Consider the following 20,739-nt stretch of genomic DNA (forward strand, 5'->3'; position numbering starts at 1 on the left):
GATAGCGTTTTCTCCTTGTAATATTTTGTCGTCACAATAGATCAAAAATCAATAAAATCAGATAAGTGATAGAAGAAAAAATCTTTGCTGCTTGTATTGCTATATAGGCCTTTAGACATTTGACCAATTATGAATTTCCTGTATTATGTAAATATAGTTGAAAATGATAATCATTATCAATAATATCGCGTACATATCATCCTATAAATTTTTCATGTTCTTTTAATTATTGGGAATGTGTACCATTCGTCAGTCACACATTTATTTCCATTTACTTCTTATTATCAGTCTTTCTAATGAGGAAGACAAATTTTTTTAACAATTGTTGAGAACCATTATCATTTACTAGCTAGAAGATTCTGTGAAAGGATGGCTAATTACATGCAACAGATTGCTAAACAGATTGCAGAAAATGCAACGTTTCAGGCGTTTATGAATTGTTATATACGAGAAGTGAATAGCGGACATTGGATCGAAAAGGAGGAGTGGATAACAGAACAGCGACTAACTATCCTGATTACAGAGGGACATATGTTAGAGCTTGAGTTGCCGATACAAAACACCCGTATTGCATTAGGTGTGGAATACAAATCTCTTGTTGGGAGACATAAATTTGGTGTTTCGTTGAAGTATTGTACGAATAAAAAACAATGGCTTGTCGAAGATAAATTAACGATTCTCATCATGCTCATTCAAGAGCTACATTTAATGGCGAAGGCGGATGGATGTCCTGAATTTTCTCCCCATTTTGATGAACTTATTTTGCGCATCATTGAGAGCTATCAAACAATGGCAAATTATATTGAAAACAGTTTGAAAGATAAGAAACAACATGGAGCAAACGCTACATTTATTGAAGCTGAGCAGTCTCTCTTATTTGGACATTGGCTTCATCCGACACCTAAAAGCAGACAAGGTATGGCAAATTGGCAACAAATGAGTTTTGCTCCAGAGCTACAAGGATCTTTCCAACTTCACTATTTTCGTGTCGACCCTAAAATTGTGAAAGAGTCCTCTGTATTAGAAAAAAGTGCGAGTGAACTCATTTATCAGTCTTTAACAAAATCACAACCTGATTTTGTTATGTCAAAGAAAGATTGCCTCATTCCGATGCATCCGCTTCAGGCACAGTGGCTTTTACAGCAACAGTATGTAAAAAAAGCACTTGCTGAAGGATTGATAAAATACGAAGGTGCGCTTGGGGCATTGTATACAGCAACCTCTTCGATAAGAACAGTATATAGCCCAAATGAAGAGATGATGTATAAGTTTTCAATTCCTGTAAAAATAACGAATTCATTGAGGATAAATAGAACACATGAACTAAAAGCTGGAATTGTTATGGCTCGGTTAATGAATAAGATTAATTTCCTACAAAATTATCCATATTTCCGGATGATTGATGACCCAGCCTATATGACTGTAGAGTTCCCAAATCAGACGGAATCAGGGTTTGAGGTTATTTTTCGCTCAAACGTATTTCCTAAAGGATATGATGAAGGAATATGTATGATCGCTACTCTCGTGCAAGAGCCCTTACCAAATGAAAAATCAAAATTGTGTCAGCTCATTATGACAATCTCACAATCTGAATTCCGCTCTTTAGAGAGTGTCAGTTTAGATTGGTTTAAAGTCTATTGGAAATGTGCTATTGAATCATTATTAAGATTATACGATGAGCATGGAATAGCTCTCGAAGCACACCAGCAAAATAGTCTGTTAAACATTTCTTCTGGTTATCCAACTACTTATTATTATCGTGATAACCAAGGATATTACTTATCAAAAGCATATAAAGAAGAACTTCTTTCAATAGAGCCTTCTTTACATGAAACAGCTGAGCTATTTTACGAAGATTCCCTTATTCAAGATAGATTTACATATTATTTGTTTATGAATCAATTGTTTCCCGTTATTTCTCGATTTGGAGCAGATCAGCTAATCGATGAAAAAATTCTTTTGAAGTGGTCTACCGATCAACTGCACGTATTAGAAAAAGAATTTACAGGTTTCGGGAAGGCATTCGTTCGTAACATTTTACAACAAGAAGAGCTTGCGTTTAAAGCAAATCTATTAACAAGGTTTCACGATGTAGATGAACTAGAAGCCGAACTTGAACAAGCGGTATACACGAAAATTCCAAATCCGTTCGTTCTTCAGCATGAGGAGGCAGAGTATGCAGCAGCTACAGCCTTTAGCTTCTAAACAAGGAGAGCTACGTGTAAGACGGCAGCTTGTAGAAGCAATGATTTTTGAAGGACTAATTAAATATGAAGAAACTTGTCTAGATAAATGGACTTCCATTTTTACGCTTGTTGGTCAGAAATGCACCTATCGTTGTAAAGGAAGAAGAATGGCATTTGATCGCATCAGAATACAGGGAGATAGTATTTTTCTAGTAGGAAAAGATGAAACGTTACTAGAGGCAACGCTTGAGGCTCTAGTTGATGAATTACTTTCGACTCATAGAGACAAAGTTCGATTACTAAAAGAACTTCATTTAACGAGTAAGCTATGTGAATGGAATGATCGACATCTCCAAATGCCGACGTCGAGAAGAAAATCGAGCTATGAGGAATTAGAATCAGAAATCATTGAAGGACATCCATATCACCCTTGTTTTAAATCCAGAACCGGTTTTACGATCGACGACCATAAACACTATGGCCCTGAGGCAAAGCAATCATTTACCCTGCAATGGGTTGCAGTGAGAAGAAGCTACGTACGAATTTCTGTTCTTGAAGAGGAAGAGGACTTTTGGAAAAGAGAGCTAGGGCATTTGCTGTGGGAAGACCTTCTTGCAACGCTGGTGGTTTTCGATGGAACATTTGAAGAATATACGTTTTTACCAGTTCATCCTTGGCAGTGGCATAACATGAAGCATGAACTAGCTGGCTTAATGGAGCAAAAAGATCTAATACCTCTAAATGTGCAAGGAGATTACTATCGGGCAACCCAATCAGTACGAACATTATGGAATTTTACAAATCCCAAAAAGGCGCAATTAAAATGCTCGATGAATATGGTGAATACCTCTTCATTACGAAAGTTACATGCTCATGCTGTTTGTGCTGCTCCTCATATTTCAGCATGGCTTAAACAGGTGATTCAATTAGACGCCTATTTACGTGAGGAAGCGTCTCTTGTTGTACTGGAAGAATATGCAGGGATTATTTTTGAACCGAATGCAAACAAACATAGTAGCAAACTAGAAGGACAGCTTGGCTCCATATGGCGAGAAAGTGTGCGCTCGTATATGAAGGATGAGGAGGAAGCGGTACCGTTTACGGTACTAATGATGATGGAGATAGATGGGCGTCCATTTGTTGATGATTGGCTTTGCCGATATGGAACGGAGGAATGGGTAAAACGCTTGATCGAAGTGAGTGTTATTCCTGTGTGGCACCTGCTTGTCGCCCACGGTATTGCTGTTGAGGGCCATGCGCAAAATATGATTTTATTACATCAAAATGGGTGGCCGACTCGGGTTGTACTAAGGGATTTCCATGACAGTGTCGAATATATGGAAGAATTCATTGCAGACAGAAGCCTAATTCCAGACTTTGAAACGATACACGATTGTTTTAAAGATGCACCTGTCGATCGTTATTATTGGATGTCTTCTGTTGAGGCTTTACGAGAGTTAGCGATGGATACACTATTCGTGTTTCATTTAAGTGAACTATCTTATGTGCTAGAAGAGCAGTATGGATTTGCAGAAACACATTTTTGGAGTCAAGTTAAGGACGGAATACAAAAGCACTTTGAACGCTTTCCATCATTATGCTCAAGAAATGAACAGCTTCAGCATACTAGCACACAAATTTATGTTGAATCTTTGCTAACAAAGAAACTTCAAAATCAAGAAGAAGGTAATTTTCGACACATCGTCAACAATGCGTTGGCGCAAGCAGATAAAAAGGGGAAATGATGATGTTTTATGTCAATGATCAATTTTATACAGTTGAAGATATCGAGAAGCAATTTGAAATATATGAAAGCTTACCGCAGCTAAGGGCGTGTAACAATCGCAGACTAGCTATTTGTACGGATGACACTTTCCAATATATAGCTCTTTGTTTATACATTCGCGAAAAAGGTGGATCAGTTGTCCCAATCCATCCAGCTACGCCAAAAGAGGGAGCTGTACGGCTAGCTTCTTCAGCAGGTAGTCATCTTTTAATGTTCCAATCGATTGATACTTTCATCGAACTATCAAATCATTCCAATAACCAAGAAGGCGTATTAGTTCAAATGAGCTCAGGTACAACAGGAGCCCCGAAATGTATTGAACGAACGTGGAGTTCAGTGGAAGAAGAAATTGCAAGTTATGTAAAGACTTTACCTGTCGATTCCATGACAAATTCTGTTGTCGCTTGTCCGGTTACGCATTCTTATGGATTCATTTGTGGTGTTTTGGCTTGCATAAGAAGGGAGGCAAAGCCAGTTATTATTACGAATAGTAATCCTAAATATATTTTGAAAAAACTAAAAGAATATCCTAAGCACATACTCTATGCGGCTCCAGCGTTGCTTTATACATTAAGTCGATTATTACCTATTGATCAACAATTTGATCGTGTGATGACGTCAGGAACTATGATGCCGCACAGTTGGTTGACATCATTAAGAGAGAAATCTAACCAAGTATTACAGCAGTATGGATGCTCTGAATCCGGGTGTGTTGCGATTCATCCTAATGTGAAAGATCCGAAACAAATGGGATACCCCCTTCCTCATGTGAAGGTGACAGCTGGTGACAAACAAACACCGAGCGAAATTATCATTGAATCGTCTACACAAACAATTTATACAAAAGATCTCGGCTTTATAGAAGATAATGTTCTTTCTTTTCTTGCAAGAATGGATGACACGATTAATGTAGCAGGCTTGAATGTGTATCCGCAAGAAGTTGAAACCGTGTTAATGAATGACCCAAGAATAGTCGAAGCAGTCGTTTATAAGAAACAAGACAACTTATCAGGAGAGCGAGTATGCGCACAATACGTGTCTACCGAACCGATAGATAATATGGAGCTTAGAGAATGGTGCCGGAAATATCTCGCCCCACATCAAATTCCGATGGAGTTTGTGTTTGTTCATGAAATTGACAAGCTACCGAATGGCAAAGTAAGTAGAAAAAAACTTGGAGGCATACCAGTATGACGCGACAACAATTGATTAAGAGCATCTATGATATTTTAGAAAATTCATTAGAGTTGCAGACACTGTCTTCTTTTAATGAAGATGCCCGATTAAATGAGGATTTGTATATGGACTCCATTATGGTTCTTCAACTGATTCTTCATATAGAGTTGGATCTTGGCATTTCCATTCCTGATGAGGTTCTCGTTCCTAAAGATTTCAGAACAGTAGGAGCACTGGCAAGCTTTTTAGAAAAACAGCAAAAGGTAGAATAATCGGAGGCTAAAAATGATAAAAGTGCATTGTTTTGTAAGCTGTGTTTGTGAGGTTATTAAGAGAACGGAAGGCGTCGATCATAGGCCTTACTATTTTGGGGTATGGGACGCAGATTTTGATGTGCTCGATAATGGAGTGCTAACATACCACTCTGATCAAATTGATCATCATTTCTTTCAAATATGGTATGAAATGCTCTATGGAATCAAGCTATACAAATGGTATGACGACAAGCAATCAAAACAAGACAATATAAACAAACTGCTAAAGTTATTAGAGAATAAATCTCCACACCAACATGTGATGGTGATGCTAGATTTATCGATGCTTCCAGAGCGAGAGAATAAATTTCATCAACGTCCATTCCCTCATTATGTGATGCTAGAATCAACAGAAAATGAGGGAGATTGGTTTATGTATGACCCTGATTTTCGCTGGGAAGGGATTTTACCGAAAGAGAGAATTTTAGCTGCAATCCAAGAGCCAACTGTCGAAGGTGGTTATTACTTTAATGCTGAGACGATTATTGCGCCAACTACAGAGACGGTTGAAGCCTATTTTAATACATGTATAAAGCTGCATTGTAATCCGTTGACCGATGCAATTACCGAGATTGTTAAAGAGTATATTGCAGGAAAAGAAAAAGAAAATATGTCAAAACTTCCGACTACATTAAAACAATTGCCGGTTATAGCGATCAGAAAATATGCGTATGAACATGCGTTTGCATTTTTTTGGGAAGCACTTGGCCGCGATGAGGAAAGCTTTGACACATGGTGTGATGATATTGAGCGTTTAGTGAATGGCTATACAACGATTCATTATCGAGTGATGAAACTTGCGATGACACAAGATTTATTAGTAGCTAAAGATATTTTTGTGAAGTTAGAAGAACAAAATCTCCTTGAGTTCAAGATTAAGCAAGGATTACAAAAAAGTTTTGAAGCATGGTTAACATTACAGCATAAGAAAGAGGTTAAAGTATGAAACTATCTATTTGTACAATCTCGTTTCGGCACCATCTCCACTCCATTGACCAATTAGCCCAATTTGCAAAAAATCAAGGTTTTCAAGGAATCGAGCTCTGGGGTGTTCATGCAAAGAACTTGGCAGATGAACTTCATTATGGAGCAGATTGGCTAAGCTCCTACGGTTTAGAAACAAGTATGCTTAGTGATTATTTGCCATTAGAAGCACCAATTTCCGAGATGATGGCTGAAACAGAAAAGTTATCTGCCCTTGCTAGGCGCTGGGGAACAAATAAGATTCGCACATTTGTAGGAAAGAAGGGCAGCTCAGACACGAGTCGGAAAGAAAGGGAAGAACTTATTTTCAGACTAAGAATGCTCTGTGATTATCTTAAGTCAAAAGGGCAATATTTGCTTGTTGAAACGCATCCGAATACATTGACAGATAATCTACCATCGACGATGCAGTTACTCGAAGAAACGAATCACTCAAGCCTACGAGTGAACTTTGACGTTTTGCATATATGGGAATCAGGGATAAATCCTATTGTCGCTACAAAGCAACTTCGTCCTTATATCTCACATTTTCACTTTAAAAATATTGCCTCACGCACACAACTCGATGTTTTTGCTCCAAACAATGTTTATGCTGCAGCAGGGTCGAGAGAAGGGATGGTTCCATTGTTTGAAGGTGCCATTGATTATAATGAATTTCTAGCAGAGGTACTTTCAATCGTGGAGGTAGATGCATCATTGGAATGGTTCGGATCGAATGTGAAGAGCGTGTTAGCAAAAGATGTACAGGAGGTAAAGAAGGCGTTGCAGTTGGTGCAAGTTTAATATGTAAAAGCTAACTAACTGTTTTCGTAAAGGAAAGAGGCAGAGATTTAGTGAGAAAATCAGAAAAGTGCGAGAAATCAGGAATTGATTTCTCGCACTTTTTAAAGTTTTAACTAGTTTTGTCCATTTTCCCTCATCAGCAATAGAAGCTTTTACTAAAACGCCTTCAGCTTAGTGGATTTAATTATAACCAATTTACTTTTCCAAAGCGTACTCATCAAAGTGATTATATAAAAATACGATCAAAAAGTCTTTTTCTGAAAAGTGGGTCAAACTATTGATATATCAACATTTCCAACGTCTATAAATTGGTTATTATTGATAATTTGTCTATTATATGTCAATTTTGTGATTTTGAAGTTTTTTATTGTATTTATTTTATGTCTTGCATTGACTCACATCCCTCGAAAAAATAAAATGAGAACATTGGGAAATTTTCCTAATTAAAGGGCGCTTTTTTTCAGGGCTTGAAAAAGAAAATGCCCTCTTGCATGATACATGATTGTCAACTAGTAAATGACTCATCATCACATAAGCAGGGCTTCATTTAGGATTCTAATGCGAACCAAAAGACCAATCAAATATCAGAAAAAACGCATGCCATTGGTTCAATGAGGTATACATTGTGTATCTAAAAACAATAACAAGCCCTGTTAAATTTTGTTTATCATTATCAAATAGAAAGATATTGGAGGATTAAAATGAAAATATTATTTATAACATCCGCTCATAACAGCATGAGCCAACGTTTTTACGTTGAATTGACAGATAGAAAATATGAAGTGGATATTCATATCACCTCAACAATAGACGCAATGATTCAAGCAATAGAAGTTTCAAAACCTGATTTGATTATCTGTCCGTTCCTGAAGACTGCCATCCCAGAGGAAATTTGGAAGAAGTATGTATGTATTATTGTACACCCTGGTATTAAAGGGGATAGAGGACCTTCTTCTATTGATTGGGCGATCATGGGGCAGGAGAGAGAATGGGGAGTTACACTACTTCAAGCAGATCAGGAAATGGATGCAGGAGATATTTGGTCTACAAACAATTATTCGATGCGTGAAGTTAGTAAAAGCACGCTATACAGACATGAAGCAACACATGCAGCTGTAAAAGGATTACTTGATTTATTGGAGAAGTTTAAGGCATATCAAAAAGAAGAGTATTTTCCTGAACCATTAGATTATAATCATTCAAATGTGAAAGGTACACTTTTACCATCAATGAAACAATCTGACCGTAGCATTCATTGGCTTAGTGATAATTCTGAAACTATTGCAAGAAAAATTCGTGCTGCTGATAGTAACCCTGGAGTTCTCGATACTATATTCGGTGAAGAGTACTATTTATTCGGTTGTCATGTAGATGACAGAATAGTTGGGAATAGTGGGGAAATTCTTGGCTATCGTGATGATGCAGTATGTGTAGGAACGATTGATGGGAGTATTTGGATTAGTCACGTAAAGAAAAAAGGTGGGATAAAGTTACCAGCATCACTTGCTCTATCACATTTATTAAGGAATGTTCCTGAATTCCCTATTACCCCTTTTGACGATATTGAAGGAAGAACATACAGAGAAATCTACTATAAAGAAAAAAATCAAGTAGGGTACTTGCACTTTGATTTTTATAATGGCGCTATGCACACCTCACACTGTAAGAAACTTCAACAAGCCATTAAAGAAGCGAAAACAAAAAATAGTAAAGTATTAGTTTTAATGGGTGGACATGATTTTTGGTCTAATGGCATTCACTTAAATACTATTGAATATGCTGAAAATCAAGGGGATGAATCGTGGGAAAATATTAATGCGATTGATGATATGATTCTTGAAATTCTAAATACACCAGACAAAATTGTTATGACTGCTATGCAAGGAAATGCTGGTGCAGGAGGGGTCATACTAGGTCTTACAGGTGATTTTATTTTTGCAAGAGAAGGTGTTGTTTTAAATCCTCATTATAAAAAAATGGGGAACCTATATGGTTCAGAATATTGGACGTATTTATTACCAAAACGCTTGGGGAAAGAGTTAGCTTTTGAAATTACTGAAACATGTCCTGCCTTAAGTACATTAAAAGCAAAAGAAATCGGATTAATTGATGATTATTTTACAGGTAATGTCCAAGATTTTAATGAAAAAATACAAAAAGTTGCTGAATATTGGGCATCTTCGTCTCTTTATGATGAAATTATTGCAAATAAACAAGCAGAACGAGAAAGAGATGAAAAAGAAAAGCCATTAGCAGAATATCGCCATGAAGAATTAGAACAAATGAAGATTAACTTTTATGGAGAAGATAAAAGTTACCATATTGCCCGGAAAAAATTTGTCTATAAAATAGCTTGTGATCAGCCAAGCGTTCTTCTAAATGATAAAATAACGATTTCAAATAATTAGTGCTAATTCCCTTTCATCGGAATGGGGCGGACCAAACGCCTACACATAGAAGAGGGTTTGCCGTTTTGAATGATGAGATATAATTGATAGAAAATAAAGGGGAAGATACACGATGGGAATTATAGCCAGTTACTTATCGTTAAACAATGCTTTAGCGGATGAAATTGCTGAGTTAAATAATTTCCATATCGTCAAGCGACTTGAGGAGCTTATAGAAAATCATAGCTGTCCCGTAAATGAAATGGATAAATTATGGGACGGATTGCATTGTTTGCTAACAGGGATCTCTGCCTCACAGCCAATCGAGAACCACCCATTAAGCGAGGCCATTGTCGGCGTTCACGTGCTGGATACTGAAGAATTTGTCAGTGTCATTGGTTCTGAAGAGCTTCCCCGCATTTTAGAAGCTCTTCATTCTATGGATAGGACTGTCTTGCAGCAACAATTCAAGCCAACAATTTTTAGAGCCAAACAGATTTATCCAGATATTTGGGCGGACGATGAAGCCGTGGAGCTTTTCGCGGAACTTATAGCGGAACTCGATCAGTTAATCCATTTTTATCAACAAAGCCTTGCCCGGGGGCATGACATATTAATCAGCATTTATTAAAACCGCATCAATCTTAAACCGTACCCTGTCAAGAGATTTACTCGATAGGGTACATTTTGAGATACGAAGGGGTTTATTATATATCCTACCAAAGCGGTACAAGATGGGGGAAATTATGAAGGCAAATTTCTAAAGCAATATAAAAAGAAAACCCGAACTATTAGGAAACACTAAATACATTTCGTTATGTAGTTCGGGTTTTTCAACAGCTAAAAACTTTTTGTCCAGCCTCATTCAAATTTTTATCCTAAATAGCGATGATACAGTGTTTTCGCTTCCACAATATCTTTTGTTCCGTGGACTAAAACCCGCCCGTCTTTAAAAATAACCAAACGGTGATCATCGACACTATAAGATAATAGATAAGGGTTGCGCTGAACATTCCCGCCTTGCTGCAAAAAAACTTTTTCCAGTTTGGCTAAATCCTGTTCTTTTTTTGCGGAAGGCCGGATTTGAACAGAATCCCTTCCGCATAGTACAGCTGTTGTTGTTTGATTTTCAAATGATAGGTAGGGATATGTCCGATTGTTCCCACATGATAGGCAATCATCTTTTTTCATCTTATCCACTTTTATCGCACTATATTGGTTTTTCCAAAGATCAAAAGATAGTAACTTATTTCGCAATGCTGCTGTATCATCCACTAATATTTTTAAAGCTTCACTTATCTGATGGGCAGTAACCATTTGCGCGGCAGGACCGATGATTCCCGCGGTATCGCACGTTAAACCTCCGATAGGAACTGTTTCCAATAAACATGAAAAACAAGGGTTTTTTTCAGGAATGATCGTATATGTAATACCATAGCTCCCCACACAAGCGCCATAGATCCAGGGTACTGAGTATTTTTGCGAGACATCATTCATCATCATTCTTGTTTCAAAGTTATCGGTCGCATCAATCATGAGATCGACCTGTTTTGCCCATTCTTCCAGCTCAAACACTGACGCATCTGCTACTATTGCTTCGATCGTTACAGTTGAATTGATGGCCTCCAGGCGTTTTTTTGCTGCGATCGCTTTAGGCATTCTGTTTTTTGCATCATCTTCAGCGTATAGCTGTTGACGCTGCAGGTTTGACCATTCCACATAATCTCGGTCCACAATCGTCAGTTTACCTATTCCCGCGCGGACTAGTGCTTCTGCATTTGTTGTTCCCAGCGCTCCAGCTCCAACAATCAATGCATGTTTAGCTGAAATTTTTTGCTGTCCGGATTCCCCGATTGGTGCAAATAATTCCTGTCGTGAATAGCGATCATTCATCCAATACTCATCCCTTCCAAAGGACTGCTCGCTGTAGCATAGCGTTTCTTCGGAATTCTACCAGCTTCAAAGCCAAGGCGTCCGGCTTCAATAGCAAGTTTCATAGCTTTTGCCATCTTGACAGGGTCTTTTGCTGCAGATACAGCTGTGTTTAATAAAATTCCATCAGCACCCAGTTCCATTGCCATTGCTGCATCAGCAGGAGAGCCGATACCAGCATCGACAATAACTGGCACCGTTGCTTGTTCAATGATAAAACTTAAGTTAAGCGGGTTAATGATTCCCCGTCCGGAACCGATCGGTGAGGCTCCTGGCATTATGGCATGGCAGCCTAATTCCTGCAGCTTTCGGGCTAAAACAACATCATCTGATGTGTATGGAAGCACAATAAACCCTTCCTTTATTAATTCTTCTGTTGCTTTTAACGTTTCAACAGGGTCAGGAAGCAATGTTTTGTCACATCCAATAACCTCTACTTTAATCATATCGCAAAGGCCGGATGCTTTCGCAAGCTTTGCAATGCGGACGGCATCGACTGCGTTTTCGGCTCCTGCTGTATTTGGCAATAAAGTATATTTTTTACTATCAATCTTTTCTAAAAAATTTGGCTGGTTCGCTTCAAAGATATTCATTCTCCGAACAGCAAATGTCAGGACTTCTGACTCCGATTCAGCAACAGCTTGCTTTTGGATATCAAAATTAGGGTATTTTCCTGTTCCAAGCAGCAAATGGGATTGAAATGAATAAGGACCTATTTTTAACATAATTATCCGCCTCCAACAAAATGTACAATTTCAATACGGTCTCGGTCAGAGAGCAGGGTTTCCTGATGATCAACTTTGTTCAGGATCTCTCCATTTACCTCAATTACAACTACTTTATCTAGCAATTTGTAATATTCAAGCAGGTCCGAAACGTACACAATTTCCTCTGACAACTTCAAATTTTCTCCATTTAGTATCACTTCCAAGATTTGTCCTCCTAACTAACTGATATTTGAGATCGATCAATGCGAAACGCAGAAAGAAACTGTTCATCTTCCACTTGACCTGTAAGCAACTGGGCTGTGAGTTTGCCAGTAAGTGGGCTTAATAGAATTCCGTTTCGATAGTGTCCGGCAGCTACAAATAGCCCCTTAATAGTAGGATGCTCGCCAATATAGGGAATCCCATCAGCTGTCTGCGGCCTAATTCCTGCCCACACCCGTTCCCACGGGGCATCTTTCAGCTGGGGAATCAGCTTTACGGCTTGTTCAATCAAGGTAGCAATTCCTCCAGCTGTTACTTGTTTATTAAACGTATTTTCCACGACTGTGGCCCCAATGTAAATTTCGCCATTTCGCTTAGGAACAAAATAACAGCGTTTATCTGAAAAAATTGACCTGTGAACGATCGGCTTATTCGGCTTTACAGAAAAACATTCTCCTTTCACAGGATAAACGGTCAAGTTGATTCCCGTATTTTTCATTAAATCGGCAGCCCAGGCGCCGGTAGCGACAACGACCTGTTCACAATAGAAGGCTCCCGCTGGTGTGTTTACTCCTTTGACAACGCCGTTTTCATAAATAAAAGAAAGGACCTCTGTATTTTCGCGGATTTCTGTACCAAAATGCTCTGCAGCTTTTGCGAAGGCAAGTGATAATTTTGCAGGCTGCACATGGCCGTCATTTGGAAGGAACATCGCACCGGCAACAGTTGGTGCTAATGCAGGTTCCATTTCTCTTACTAGTGTTGCATCGAGCCATTGGATGCCGGAATCCCAGTTCTGCTGGAACAATACCTGACTTTTTAACGCTGTAGCTAATTCTTCCGTTTCTGCAATTTTTAACATGCCTTTATTCACAAATTCGATATCGATCCCCGTATATGTCAGTAATTCATTAGTGATGGAGGGGAACATCGCCTGGCTTTTTAATGCCAATTGGAAAAATGGACCGTCGTGTTCCATTTCCGCCTGTGCTGCCAGCATACCTGCTGCTGCACTGGAGGCTTCGTTGGCCAAAGTTCCTTTTTCAAGAATGACGACTTTTTTTCCTAGTTTAGAAAGTTGATAGGCAATGGAAGAGCCATTAATTCCTCCACCGATAATGGCAACATCAAATGTATTTTTCACTCATCACATCTCCATTTTAACTTCTTTTTGATAGACTTTTATTGCAGATAGAGGATCATCGGAGTTTAAAACGCCTGACATCACAGCAATACCGTCGGCCCCGCTGTTTATTACCTGTTTAGTATTTTCAGGAGCAATACCGCCGATTGCAATAACAGGAATATCTAGTGAACCAGTAAGTTTTTTTAATTCCTCTAAACCCCTTGGTTTCAATCCTGGCTTTGATTGGGTAGAAAAAATATGACCATATATCACATAGTCGGCTCCCAAGCGTTGAACCTTTTTTCCTTCTTCGACCGAGTGAATGGAACAGCCAACCGTCAATTGAGGAAAGTTGGCTTTAATCATAGATGCATTTAAACTATGATAGGCTAGTTGGACTCCTTCCGCACCTGTAATAACGGCAACATCCACCCGGTCATTAATGATTATTTTGGATAACGGAACGCCAACTCGGGAAAGCAGGTTGACAGCTTCATATAATTCTTTTGCCGTCATTTGTTTTTCACGCAAATGGATAGCGTCGGCATATGGATGGATGTCTGCTAAAATTTCACTTAGTTGTTCCATTGGCATTTTTCCATTAGAAATGAGATGAATCGCTTTTGATAATAGAGTAATGGGGGTCACCTCTTTAAGACTTACCCGCCTTCCAAATGTAGGATGCAAAAAAGCCACTTTCTTTTTGGTAAAGAAAGTGGCTGGAGATGAAAAGGACAGATTTCCGTATACCACTTCCCTACGCTGGTATTAACCAGGTCAGGTTCATAGAGTCCCGAAGTCACACTTCAATCTCAGCCTTTACAAAGGCACCCCTAGCGGATAAGTTATTTATTTTATTTAATTTATTTCCAATATTAGCACTATTCATGAAGATGTCAATCATTATGAATAGATTACTAGGGGTTCCATTTATTTGGCTGGGGGAAAAATGAATTTACAGAACGGGAGAATCAAGATGAGACGTCAATTCAGCAATTACTAAATTGCTATGAAGGTGATTTTTTAGCGGAGTAAGAATATTCATGGGCTATTCAAATAAGACTCCGCTTAAAGCAAAGAGTATTGTGCGCTTGAAGAGTATGTTGTAAGTATAAACTTTGTTAATTCGCTTTTGAAATATAATTGCTTACAAAAGTTGCTAGAGCTAGATGAATTCAATGAACAGTATATGTTTCTACTGTTAGAATTTTTAATTGAGCAAAATAAAAAACAGGATTGTTTAAAATGCTTTGAAACTATACAGGCAAAATTAGCTGAAGGTTTATCTGTTCCCAAAGATATAACGAATACTTGGTAACTATATAGATTTCTAGCAGTCTCAAATATTAATATTTAAAGATAAGGCTTAAATGATATCGGATAATCTTTAGTTTTCTTATACATTTCGATTATACAAGCTGCTAATTGTTGAATACCAAGTTCTATTTTCTTTTCTTCTACTTGTGAAATACTTAGTCGGATTGCTTTCTTAAATGCTGACTCATCACATTCTTATATAGTAGAATGTGAATTTTTTAAGACATTATCCATGTTATAAAAGGTTGAAACTATACACTAGTGTCGGTATAATCTAAAATATAAACGACAACGATGTATAGTTTTTTATGTGCGTTTTGTCACTCATTAAGGAGGTGGCTTATGGCTCCAAAAGTTAGTGAAGAATATAAAAAAGAACGAGAGAAAGAACTGATAGAAGCGGCTAAGAAGGTGTTTATCGAGAAAGGTTTTGTTCGCACAACTATGCAAGATATTATGGACGAAGCTGGAATATCCAGAGGTGCATTGTATAGCTATTTCGATAATATTAATCATGTCTTTATCGAAGTTTTAAAATATGATGACCAGAAAGACATTCAATATTTTGTGCCATCTGATGAAGGCCTACTTTGGCCACAAATAAAAAACTGGATTGAAGAACAGCAAATTTATATTGAGGCAATTGACCAAACATTGCTCTTTGCAAAGGCGGAATTCTTTTTATCATATAAATACGTAAATAATAAAGATAATTTCCCTTACATTTCTGAACGCTATAATCGAACTACTGAAGCAATAGAAGAAGTATTGAAAGAAGGAATGCGAAAAGGAGAATTTAGACCTCAACAATCTACTGATTCAATTGCGAGGTATATCCTATCATTTATTAACGGTTTAATGTTGGACACATTTCAACTGGGACATGAACAAACAAAAGTAAAGGATCAATTATCCGTCTTACTGTTTTCTTTAGAAAAATTAATCAATCCAAAATCCGAAACATACGAGGAGTGAATATTATGTTATTTGAATCATCTAGGGTGAAACTAAGAAAAATGACCAAGGAAGATACAGAACTATATCACAAGTGGAGAAATGATATGGAAGTTATGCATTCCACGAACCCATCTTTAGATGTTTATCCGATGGAAGAAACGAAAGATTTTGTAGATCATGTTATTTTGGGCACTCATGCAGGGAAAAGCTATATTATGGTTGAAAAAGGTAAGGAATCCCCAATTGGCATTGTTGCATTAATCAACATTGATTATAAAAATAGAAATGCTGAATGTATTATTGACATCGGTGAAAAGGAATATTGGGGAAAAGGATATGGTTCAGAGGGATTGAAATTACTACTGGATTATGCTTTTTACGAAATGAATCTCCATCGAGTTTACCTTAAAGTATTTTCATTTAATGATAAAGCTATTAGTTTGTACAACAAGATAGGGTTTATTCAGGAAGGAAGCAGTAGACAAAGTCTATTTAGAGATGGTACATGGTATGACATCATTCATATGGGTATTTTGCAAAATGAATACTTTGAGAAACAAGTGAGGAATGTGTGAAAATTATTCCACCGTAAAATAGAGGAACAGGAATGGAGTAACGTTGGAGCAACAAAAGGTCTAAAGTTTGCTATAAAAACATTATGCTAAGTAGTGAGTGAGTGAGCTAACATACAGCTCACTTCTTTTTGCTTTGCTAAAAAATATTGACATTACTATATTTCACCATTTCACCGAAAAATGTTTGAATGTTTATTCTTTATATCCCGAGCATTGGTAGATGCTTTCGAGTATGGTAAGTGAGAGCCAATGCAATACATTGTTTTAATTCAGCTACTGTATTTCATCATTCACAGCAATTCCAATTGCTCGATTTACGCCTGAATCTCTAAAATGGTTCCTGAATAGTGGGGGTTTTTCCAAAGAAGCACTGAAAATTGGCTGAGGGATTGTCCTTGGCATGTTTCTCATTGAAGGGCGGCTTTAATGGAGGAAATATTCTTTCCGTCGTTTCAATGGTTTCATCCGTCGCTCTGCCAATTCATCCGTCACTTCAGCGCGTTCATCCGTCGTTCGCGAATCTTTCCGTCGTTCCTCCGTTCTTTCCTTCGTTTCAATGGTTTCATCCGTCGCTCTGCCGATTCATCCGTCACTTCAGCACGTTCATCCGTCGTTCGCGAATCTTTCCGTCGTTTCGACCGTTCCTTCCTTCGTTTCAATGGTTTCATGCGTCGCTCTGCCAATTCATCCGTCACTTCAGCACGTTCTTCCGTCGTTCGCGAATCTTTCCGTCGTTTCGTCAGTTCCTTCCTTCGTTTCGATAGTTCCATCCGTCGCTCTGCCGATTCTTCCGTCACTTCGGCGGGTTCTTTCGTTCGCGATCATAGAAATGATCAAACTTTTTTAGAATGATTCAATAAAATATAGAAAGAGCATGTTTTGATTATTCCTTTTTTAAAACATGCTCTTTCTTTTTGCCTATCAAGGCATAGACTAATCTTTATTTTTAATTTATACAAACGATTTTCAATAAGTTATTGTGGAAATTTAAAATTAATCTTTCGCTCCTTTTTATCCCAAATAAGGTGGGCATTAAAAGTTTTTTCGCCTTTTTGAAATCCTTTTATCAAGTCTGTTTCACCAGCTGCCAAGAGTTTTTTCATATTCGATTGTGAAATAGTTTTTCTTAAAAGTTTCTTTGAAACCGAGAATTTACAATTTGCTGTTTTATAATTTGAACAACCGTAAAAAGTGCCATGATCTATGATTGATCCTTCGCAAAGGATACATTTCCCAACAACTGTTTTTCTTTTAGTATATTTTTTAGAATACGGATTATTTGCAGTGATTTTATCGACTGTATTTTGATTAAATGACCATTCCTTTTCACGCTTGTTAGCATCTGAAATCAATTTGTCAGCAAGCTTTTTTACTTGTTCCATAAATGCTTTAGGAGAAGCGTTGCCTTCACCTATTTCAGATAGTCGTTGCTCCCATTTGGCTGTCATGGAAGGGGACGTTAAGATACTTTCACCTAGTGCCTCAATGAGTAACATTCCTTTAGCCGTTGCGAATACTTGGTTTTTCTTAACTTCGATATAGTTTCGATCTTTTAATGTACCAATAATTCCAGCGCGTGTAGCTTCAGTACCTAATCCTTCCGTTTTCGATAGGACCTTTTCTAATTCCGCATCTTCTAAATGTTTACCCGCTGTTTTCATTACAGTAATCAAATTTCCTTCAGAATAACGATTTGGTGGCTGGGTTTCACCTTTTTTTACGTTCGCTTTCGCAACGATACCTTGCTCATTTTCATGTAATAGGGGGAGCAGTTCATCTTTGTCTGTAGGTGAGTTATCTTTAGAATGATAAATAACCTTACGCCAACCTTCTTCTATTAGCACTTTGCCCTTAGAGATGAACTCTGCACGTTTATCAACAAGTGAATGAATCGTTGTGTAAGAAAATATGGCATTGTTGTAATGTGCTGCAATGACTTGTCTTGCAATTAAATCATATATTTTTTCTTCTTCTGGACTTAGCATTGCTACGTCTGGTATTTGCTCGGTAACAATAATTGCATGGTGATCGGTTACTTTTTTTTCATTCACAAATCTTTTATTATTCATAATTGAACTTGTCGGTGGCGGAAGAAGACCTTTGTATTTATCAATTTTACTTAAATGCTCTAGTATCTTTGGTAGTGTTTTTGCTTCTTCATTCGTTAAAAATTGTGAATCAGATCTTGGATAGGAAACAACGCCCTTTAAATAAAGTTTTTGCAAAATATCCAGCGTATTTTGTGGTGACAATTTATAAGCTTTGTTTGCTGTAGCTTGTAATGCAGATAAGTTGAATAACAATGGGGGAGCATATTCCTTTGTTTCTCTTTTAATACTATTAATTTCTACATTTTTATTGAGACAGAAATTAGCAATCGCAATGGCTTGTCGTTCCTCTTGAACTCTTGAAATGTTATCTTTATGCCATTTTGCTTTTAACAATTTTCCATCGAAATCAAACTCTGTTTCTACTTCCCAAAATGGTTCTGATTTAAAATTTGCAATTTCATGCTCTCTTTTTACTATTAGTGCAAGTGTAGGTGTTTGTACACGACCAATTGAAAATACATCTTTCACGCCATTTCTTTTGAGGAGTACCGTGTATAATCTGGATGTGTTGATGCCAATTAGCCAGTCTGCACATGAACGACTTAGTGCTTCAAAATATATATCGCGTGTCTTCTCTTCTGGTAGTAAATTAGCAAACCCATTTTTTACAGCGTTTTCTGTTAAAGATGATATCCATAGACGTTTCATCGGTTTATTAACACCGCATACTCTTAAAATGGTGCGGATAATCAATTCACCTTCACGCCCAGCATCACCACCAATAATGATTTCTTGAATGTCTGATCTTTTTACTAAACTTTTGATTACATTAAATTGTTTATACTTTGACTTAGTCACTTTATATTCAAATCGATCTGGAATAATAGGTAATGTTTCTAATGTCCATTTTTTCCATGTAGAATTATATTCTTCCGGGGCTTTCAGTTCACATAAATGTCCAATCGCCCATGTGATAAGTGCTCCAGCTGGAAAGTAGGTGTTTGGCTTAACTTCGAAATAACCCGGTTTTTTTGTAAAAGAAAAGGGGGCAGCTAATTTTGCAGCCTGGTCTGGTTTTTCTGCAATTACTATCTTCATATGCACTTCTCCTATTAATAATAATTACAACTTTATGTTTAATAATTATAAATGAATTTTAAGGATAACGGTTATATTAATATTTGTGTCCATCTTTTATTAAGAACTCTAATTAGGTTGACTAATAATCTAGGCTTTTAGACATTTTAATAAGTTAAAATTACAAACCATGAAACAACACCGCCTAAAAACTATACTGAAAAAACAATATTACGAGTGATGGATGTGATAAAGTGATTGAAAATGAAGATAGTAACGAAATCATGGAGGCTATGTTTTAAGCGGTTATAGCATTGGTACCCCGTCTACTCGGGCAGAGACGATAAAGAAACTTATTACAGTCGGCTATATAGTTATGCGAAATAAAAATTTAGTGTGTAGGAGCTTGGTAAAAACTTGATAGAAACTTTTCCTGTAAGAGATTTATTTGATTTAGCGTTTACTGGTAGATTGGAAACCATTTTGAAAAGAGTAAGTTTACGAAGGAACAGTTCCTACATTTAATTGTTAATTTTACCGGCAATGCCGTTGAAACGATTAAAAATAGTGAAGATGTAACACTCAGTAAAGTTACACGAGCGAAAAAGAAATTTGAAGCAGTGGGGAAGTGCCCATTATGTGGTCATAGCGTGATTGGAGGCCAAAAAAGCTTGGGCTGTAATAACTGGAAAAGGGGCTGTAAATTTGTCATCTGGAAAAGCATAGAAGAGGGAGCCTACTAAAAATAATGGTGAAGAAATTGCTAGCTAATGGAACGGTATTGGTAAAAGGCTTAACAAGTAAAAAAGGGTCTAAATATGCTCAATTAACATATGAAAAATATCCAAACAACGAATATTTTAGTTAAAAGGTGGAATTTGAAAAATAAGGATTAAATTAAGAATTGACTTTTTTAAAAAATAGTTTTCTACGAAATGAAGGTTATTTTAACCTAATGAAATTAATCTGAACAAATATTATTCTTAGGAAATAATCAAGTGGACATAATAAAGATAGAAGAGAAATAATTTTTTTTAAAAAAACTGTAACGAATTAATAAAATTTTGGATATATGAATGATTAACTTTTTAAGTAGCTTGACTTATAGTTGGAAAAAATTATTAAAATGAAATTAAAGATAAAGTGATATCTTATATTT

Annotated in this window: 17 protein-coding genes and 1 riboswitch; of the genes, 10 read left to right on the plus strand and 7 right to left on the minus strand. The window is 37.1% G+C overall.

What is annotated here, in order from left to right; translation table 11 throughout:
• The first annotated feature begins 381 nt into the window (after nucleotides 1-381).
• The 8 genes from PVA17_RS08320 to PVA17_RS08355 all read left to right on the plus strand — a co-directional run bounded on the left by PVA17_RS08320 (nucleotide 382) and on the right by PVA17_RS08355 (nucleotide 10,247).
• Complete coding sequence (locus PVA17_RS08320; RefSeq protein ID WP_274067418.1) at nucleotides 382-2,205, plus strand: IucA/IucC family protein; 1,824 nt, start codon at nucleotides 382-384, stop codon at nucleotides 2,203-2,205.
• On the plus strand, nucleotides 2,177-3,931 hold the full coding sequence (locus tag PVA17_RS08325; protein WP_274067419.1) for an IucA/IucC family protein: 1,755 nt from the start codon (nucleotides 2,177-2,179) through the stop codon (nucleotides 3,929-3,931). The genes PVA17_RS08320 and PVA17_RS08325 overlap by 29 nt, the downstream gene beginning before the upstream one ends.
• A gap of 2 nt (nucleotides 3,932-3,933) precedes the next feature.
• Nucleotides 3,934-5,166 carry an AMP-binding protein gene (locus PVA17_RS08330; protein WP_132358709.1) on the plus strand — a complete coding sequence of 411 codons (1,233 nt, stop codon included), beginning with the start codon at nucleotides 3,934-3,936 and terminating at the stop codon, nucleotides 5,164-5,166.
• Nucleotides 5,163-5,420 carry a petrobactin biosynthesis protein AsbD gene (gene asbD / locus PVA17_RS08335; protein ID WP_132358589.1) on the plus strand — a complete coding sequence of 86 codons (258 nt, stop codon included), beginning with the start codon at nucleotides 5,163-5,165 and terminating at the stop codon, nucleotides 5,418-5,420. The genes PVA17_RS08330 and asbD overlap by 4 nt, the downstream gene beginning before the upstream one ends.
• A gap of 13 nt (nucleotides 5,421-5,433) precedes the next feature.
• Nucleotides 5,434-6,408, plus strand: coding sequence for a DUF6005 family protein (locus PVA17_RS08340; protein WP_274067420.1), 975 nt, complete (start codon nucleotides 5,434-5,436; stop codon nucleotides 6,406-6,408).
• Nucleotides 6,405-7,229, plus strand: coding sequence for a sugar phosphate isomerase/epimerase family protein (locus PVA17_RS08345; RefSeq protein WP_274067421.1), 825 nt, complete (start codon nucleotides 6,405-6,407; stop codon nucleotides 7,227-7,229). The genes PVA17_RS08340 and PVA17_RS08345 overlap by 4 nt, the downstream gene beginning before the upstream one ends.
• Nucleotides 7,230-7,930: 701 nt before the next feature.
• Nucleotides 7,931-9,637: a hydrogenase maturation protein gene (locus PVA17_RS08350; protein WP_274067422.1), complete on the plus strand. Its 1,707-nt coding sequence runs from the start codon at nucleotides 7,931-7,933 to the stop codon at nucleotides 9,635-9,637.
• 112 nt (nucleotides 9,638-9,749) lie between these two features.
• Complete coding sequence (locus PVA17_RS08355; RefSeq protein WP_274067423.1) at nucleotides 9,750-10,247, plus strand: YfbM family protein; 498 nt, start codon at nucleotides 9,750-9,752, stop codon at nucleotides 10,245-10,247.
• Between the two features lie 242 nt (nucleotides 10,248-10,489).
• On the opposite strand, the gene PVA17_RS08360 is transcribed toward PVA17_RS08355, so the two are convergent.
• The 5 genes from PVA17_RS08360 to tenI are packed head-to-tail and all read right to left on the minus strand — an operon-like array spanning nucleotide 10,490 to nucleotide 14,251.
• On the minus strand, nucleotides 10,490-11,509 hold the full coding sequence (locus PVA17_RS08360) for a thiazole biosynthesis adenylyltransferase ThiF (RefSeq protein WP_274067424.1): 1,020 nt from the start codon (nucleotides 11,507-11,509) through the stop codon (nucleotides 10,490-10,492).
• Complete coding sequence (locus PVA17_RS08365) at nucleotides 11,506-12,273, minus strand: thiazole synthase (RefSeq protein WP_274067425.1); 768 nt, start codon at nucleotides 12,271-12,273, stop codon at nucleotides 11,506-11,508. Before PVA17_RS08365 ends, PVA17_RS08360 begins: the two co-directional genes overlap by 4 nt.
• A gap of 2 nt (nucleotides 12,274-12,275) precedes the next feature.
• Nucleotides 12,276-12,473 (minus strand): sulfur carrier protein ThiS, encoded by a 198-nt coding sequence (gene thiS, locus PVA17_RS08370; protein WP_366151255.1) that lies wholly within the window; start codon nucleotides 12,471-12,473, stop codon nucleotides 12,276-12,278.
• Nucleotides 12,474-12,490: 17 nt separating this feature from the next.
• On the minus strand, nucleotides 12,491-13,621 hold the full coding sequence (gene thiO, locus PVA17_RS08375; RefSeq protein ID WP_274067426.1) for a glycine oxidase ThiO: 1,131 nt from the start codon (nucleotides 13,619-13,621) through the stop codon (nucleotides 12,491-12,493).
• A gap of 3 nt (nucleotides 13,622-13,624) precedes the next feature.
• A complete protein-coding gene (tenI, locus tag PVA17_RS08380; protein ID WP_337993605.1) occupies nucleotides 13,625-14,251 on the minus strand; it encodes a thiazole tautomerase TenI in 627 nt (208 codons plus the stop codon).
• A gap of 89 nt (nucleotides 14,252-14,340) precedes the next feature.
• Nucleotides 14,341-14,448, minus strand: a riboswitch (TPP riboswitch).
• An 814-nt stretch (nucleotides 14,449-15,262) separates the two neighbouring features.
• On the opposite strand from tenI, the gene PVA17_RS08385 reads away from it, so the two are divergent.
• Together PVA17_RS08385 and PVA17_RS08390 are read left to right on the plus strand one after the other, a co-directional pair.
• Nucleotides 15,263-15,895: a TetR/AcrR family transcriptional regulator gene (locus PVA17_RS08385; RefSeq protein WP_132358573.1), complete on the plus strand. Its 633-nt coding sequence runs from the start codon at nucleotides 15,263-15,265 to the stop codon at nucleotides 15,893-15,895.
• A gap of 5 nt (nucleotides 15,896-15,900) precedes the next feature.
• A complete protein-coding gene (locus tag PVA17_RS08390; protein ID WP_274067427.1) occupies nucleotides 15,901-16,452 on the plus strand; it encodes a GNAT family N-acetyltransferase in 552 nt (183 codons plus the stop codon).
• A gap of 488 nt (nucleotides 16,453-16,940) precedes the next feature.
• Here the strand turns inward: PVA17_RS08390 and PVA17_RS08395 are convergent, their stop codons facing one another.
• The gene (locus PVA17_RS08395; RefSeq protein WP_274067428.1) at nucleotides 16,941-17,249 is read right to left on the minus strand and encodes a hypothetical protein; all 309 of its coding nucleotides are present in this window, start codon (nucleotides 17,247-17,249) and stop codon (nucleotides 16,941-16,943) included.
• 177 nt (nucleotides 17,250-17,426) lie between these two features.
• Complete coding sequence (locus PVA17_RS08400; RefSeq protein WP_274067429.1) at nucleotides 17,427-19,601, minus strand: DNA topoisomerase III; 2,175 nt, start codon at nucleotides 19,599-19,601, stop codon at nucleotides 17,427-17,429.
• Between the last annotated feature and the right edge of the window lie 1,138 nt (nucleotides 19,602-20,739).

The organism is Lysinibacillus sp. CNPSo 3705 (genome assembly GCF_028674935.1).
In the GTDB taxonomy this organism is placed as follows: Bacteria; Bacillota; Bacilli; order Bacillales_A; family Planococcaceae; genus Lysinibacillus.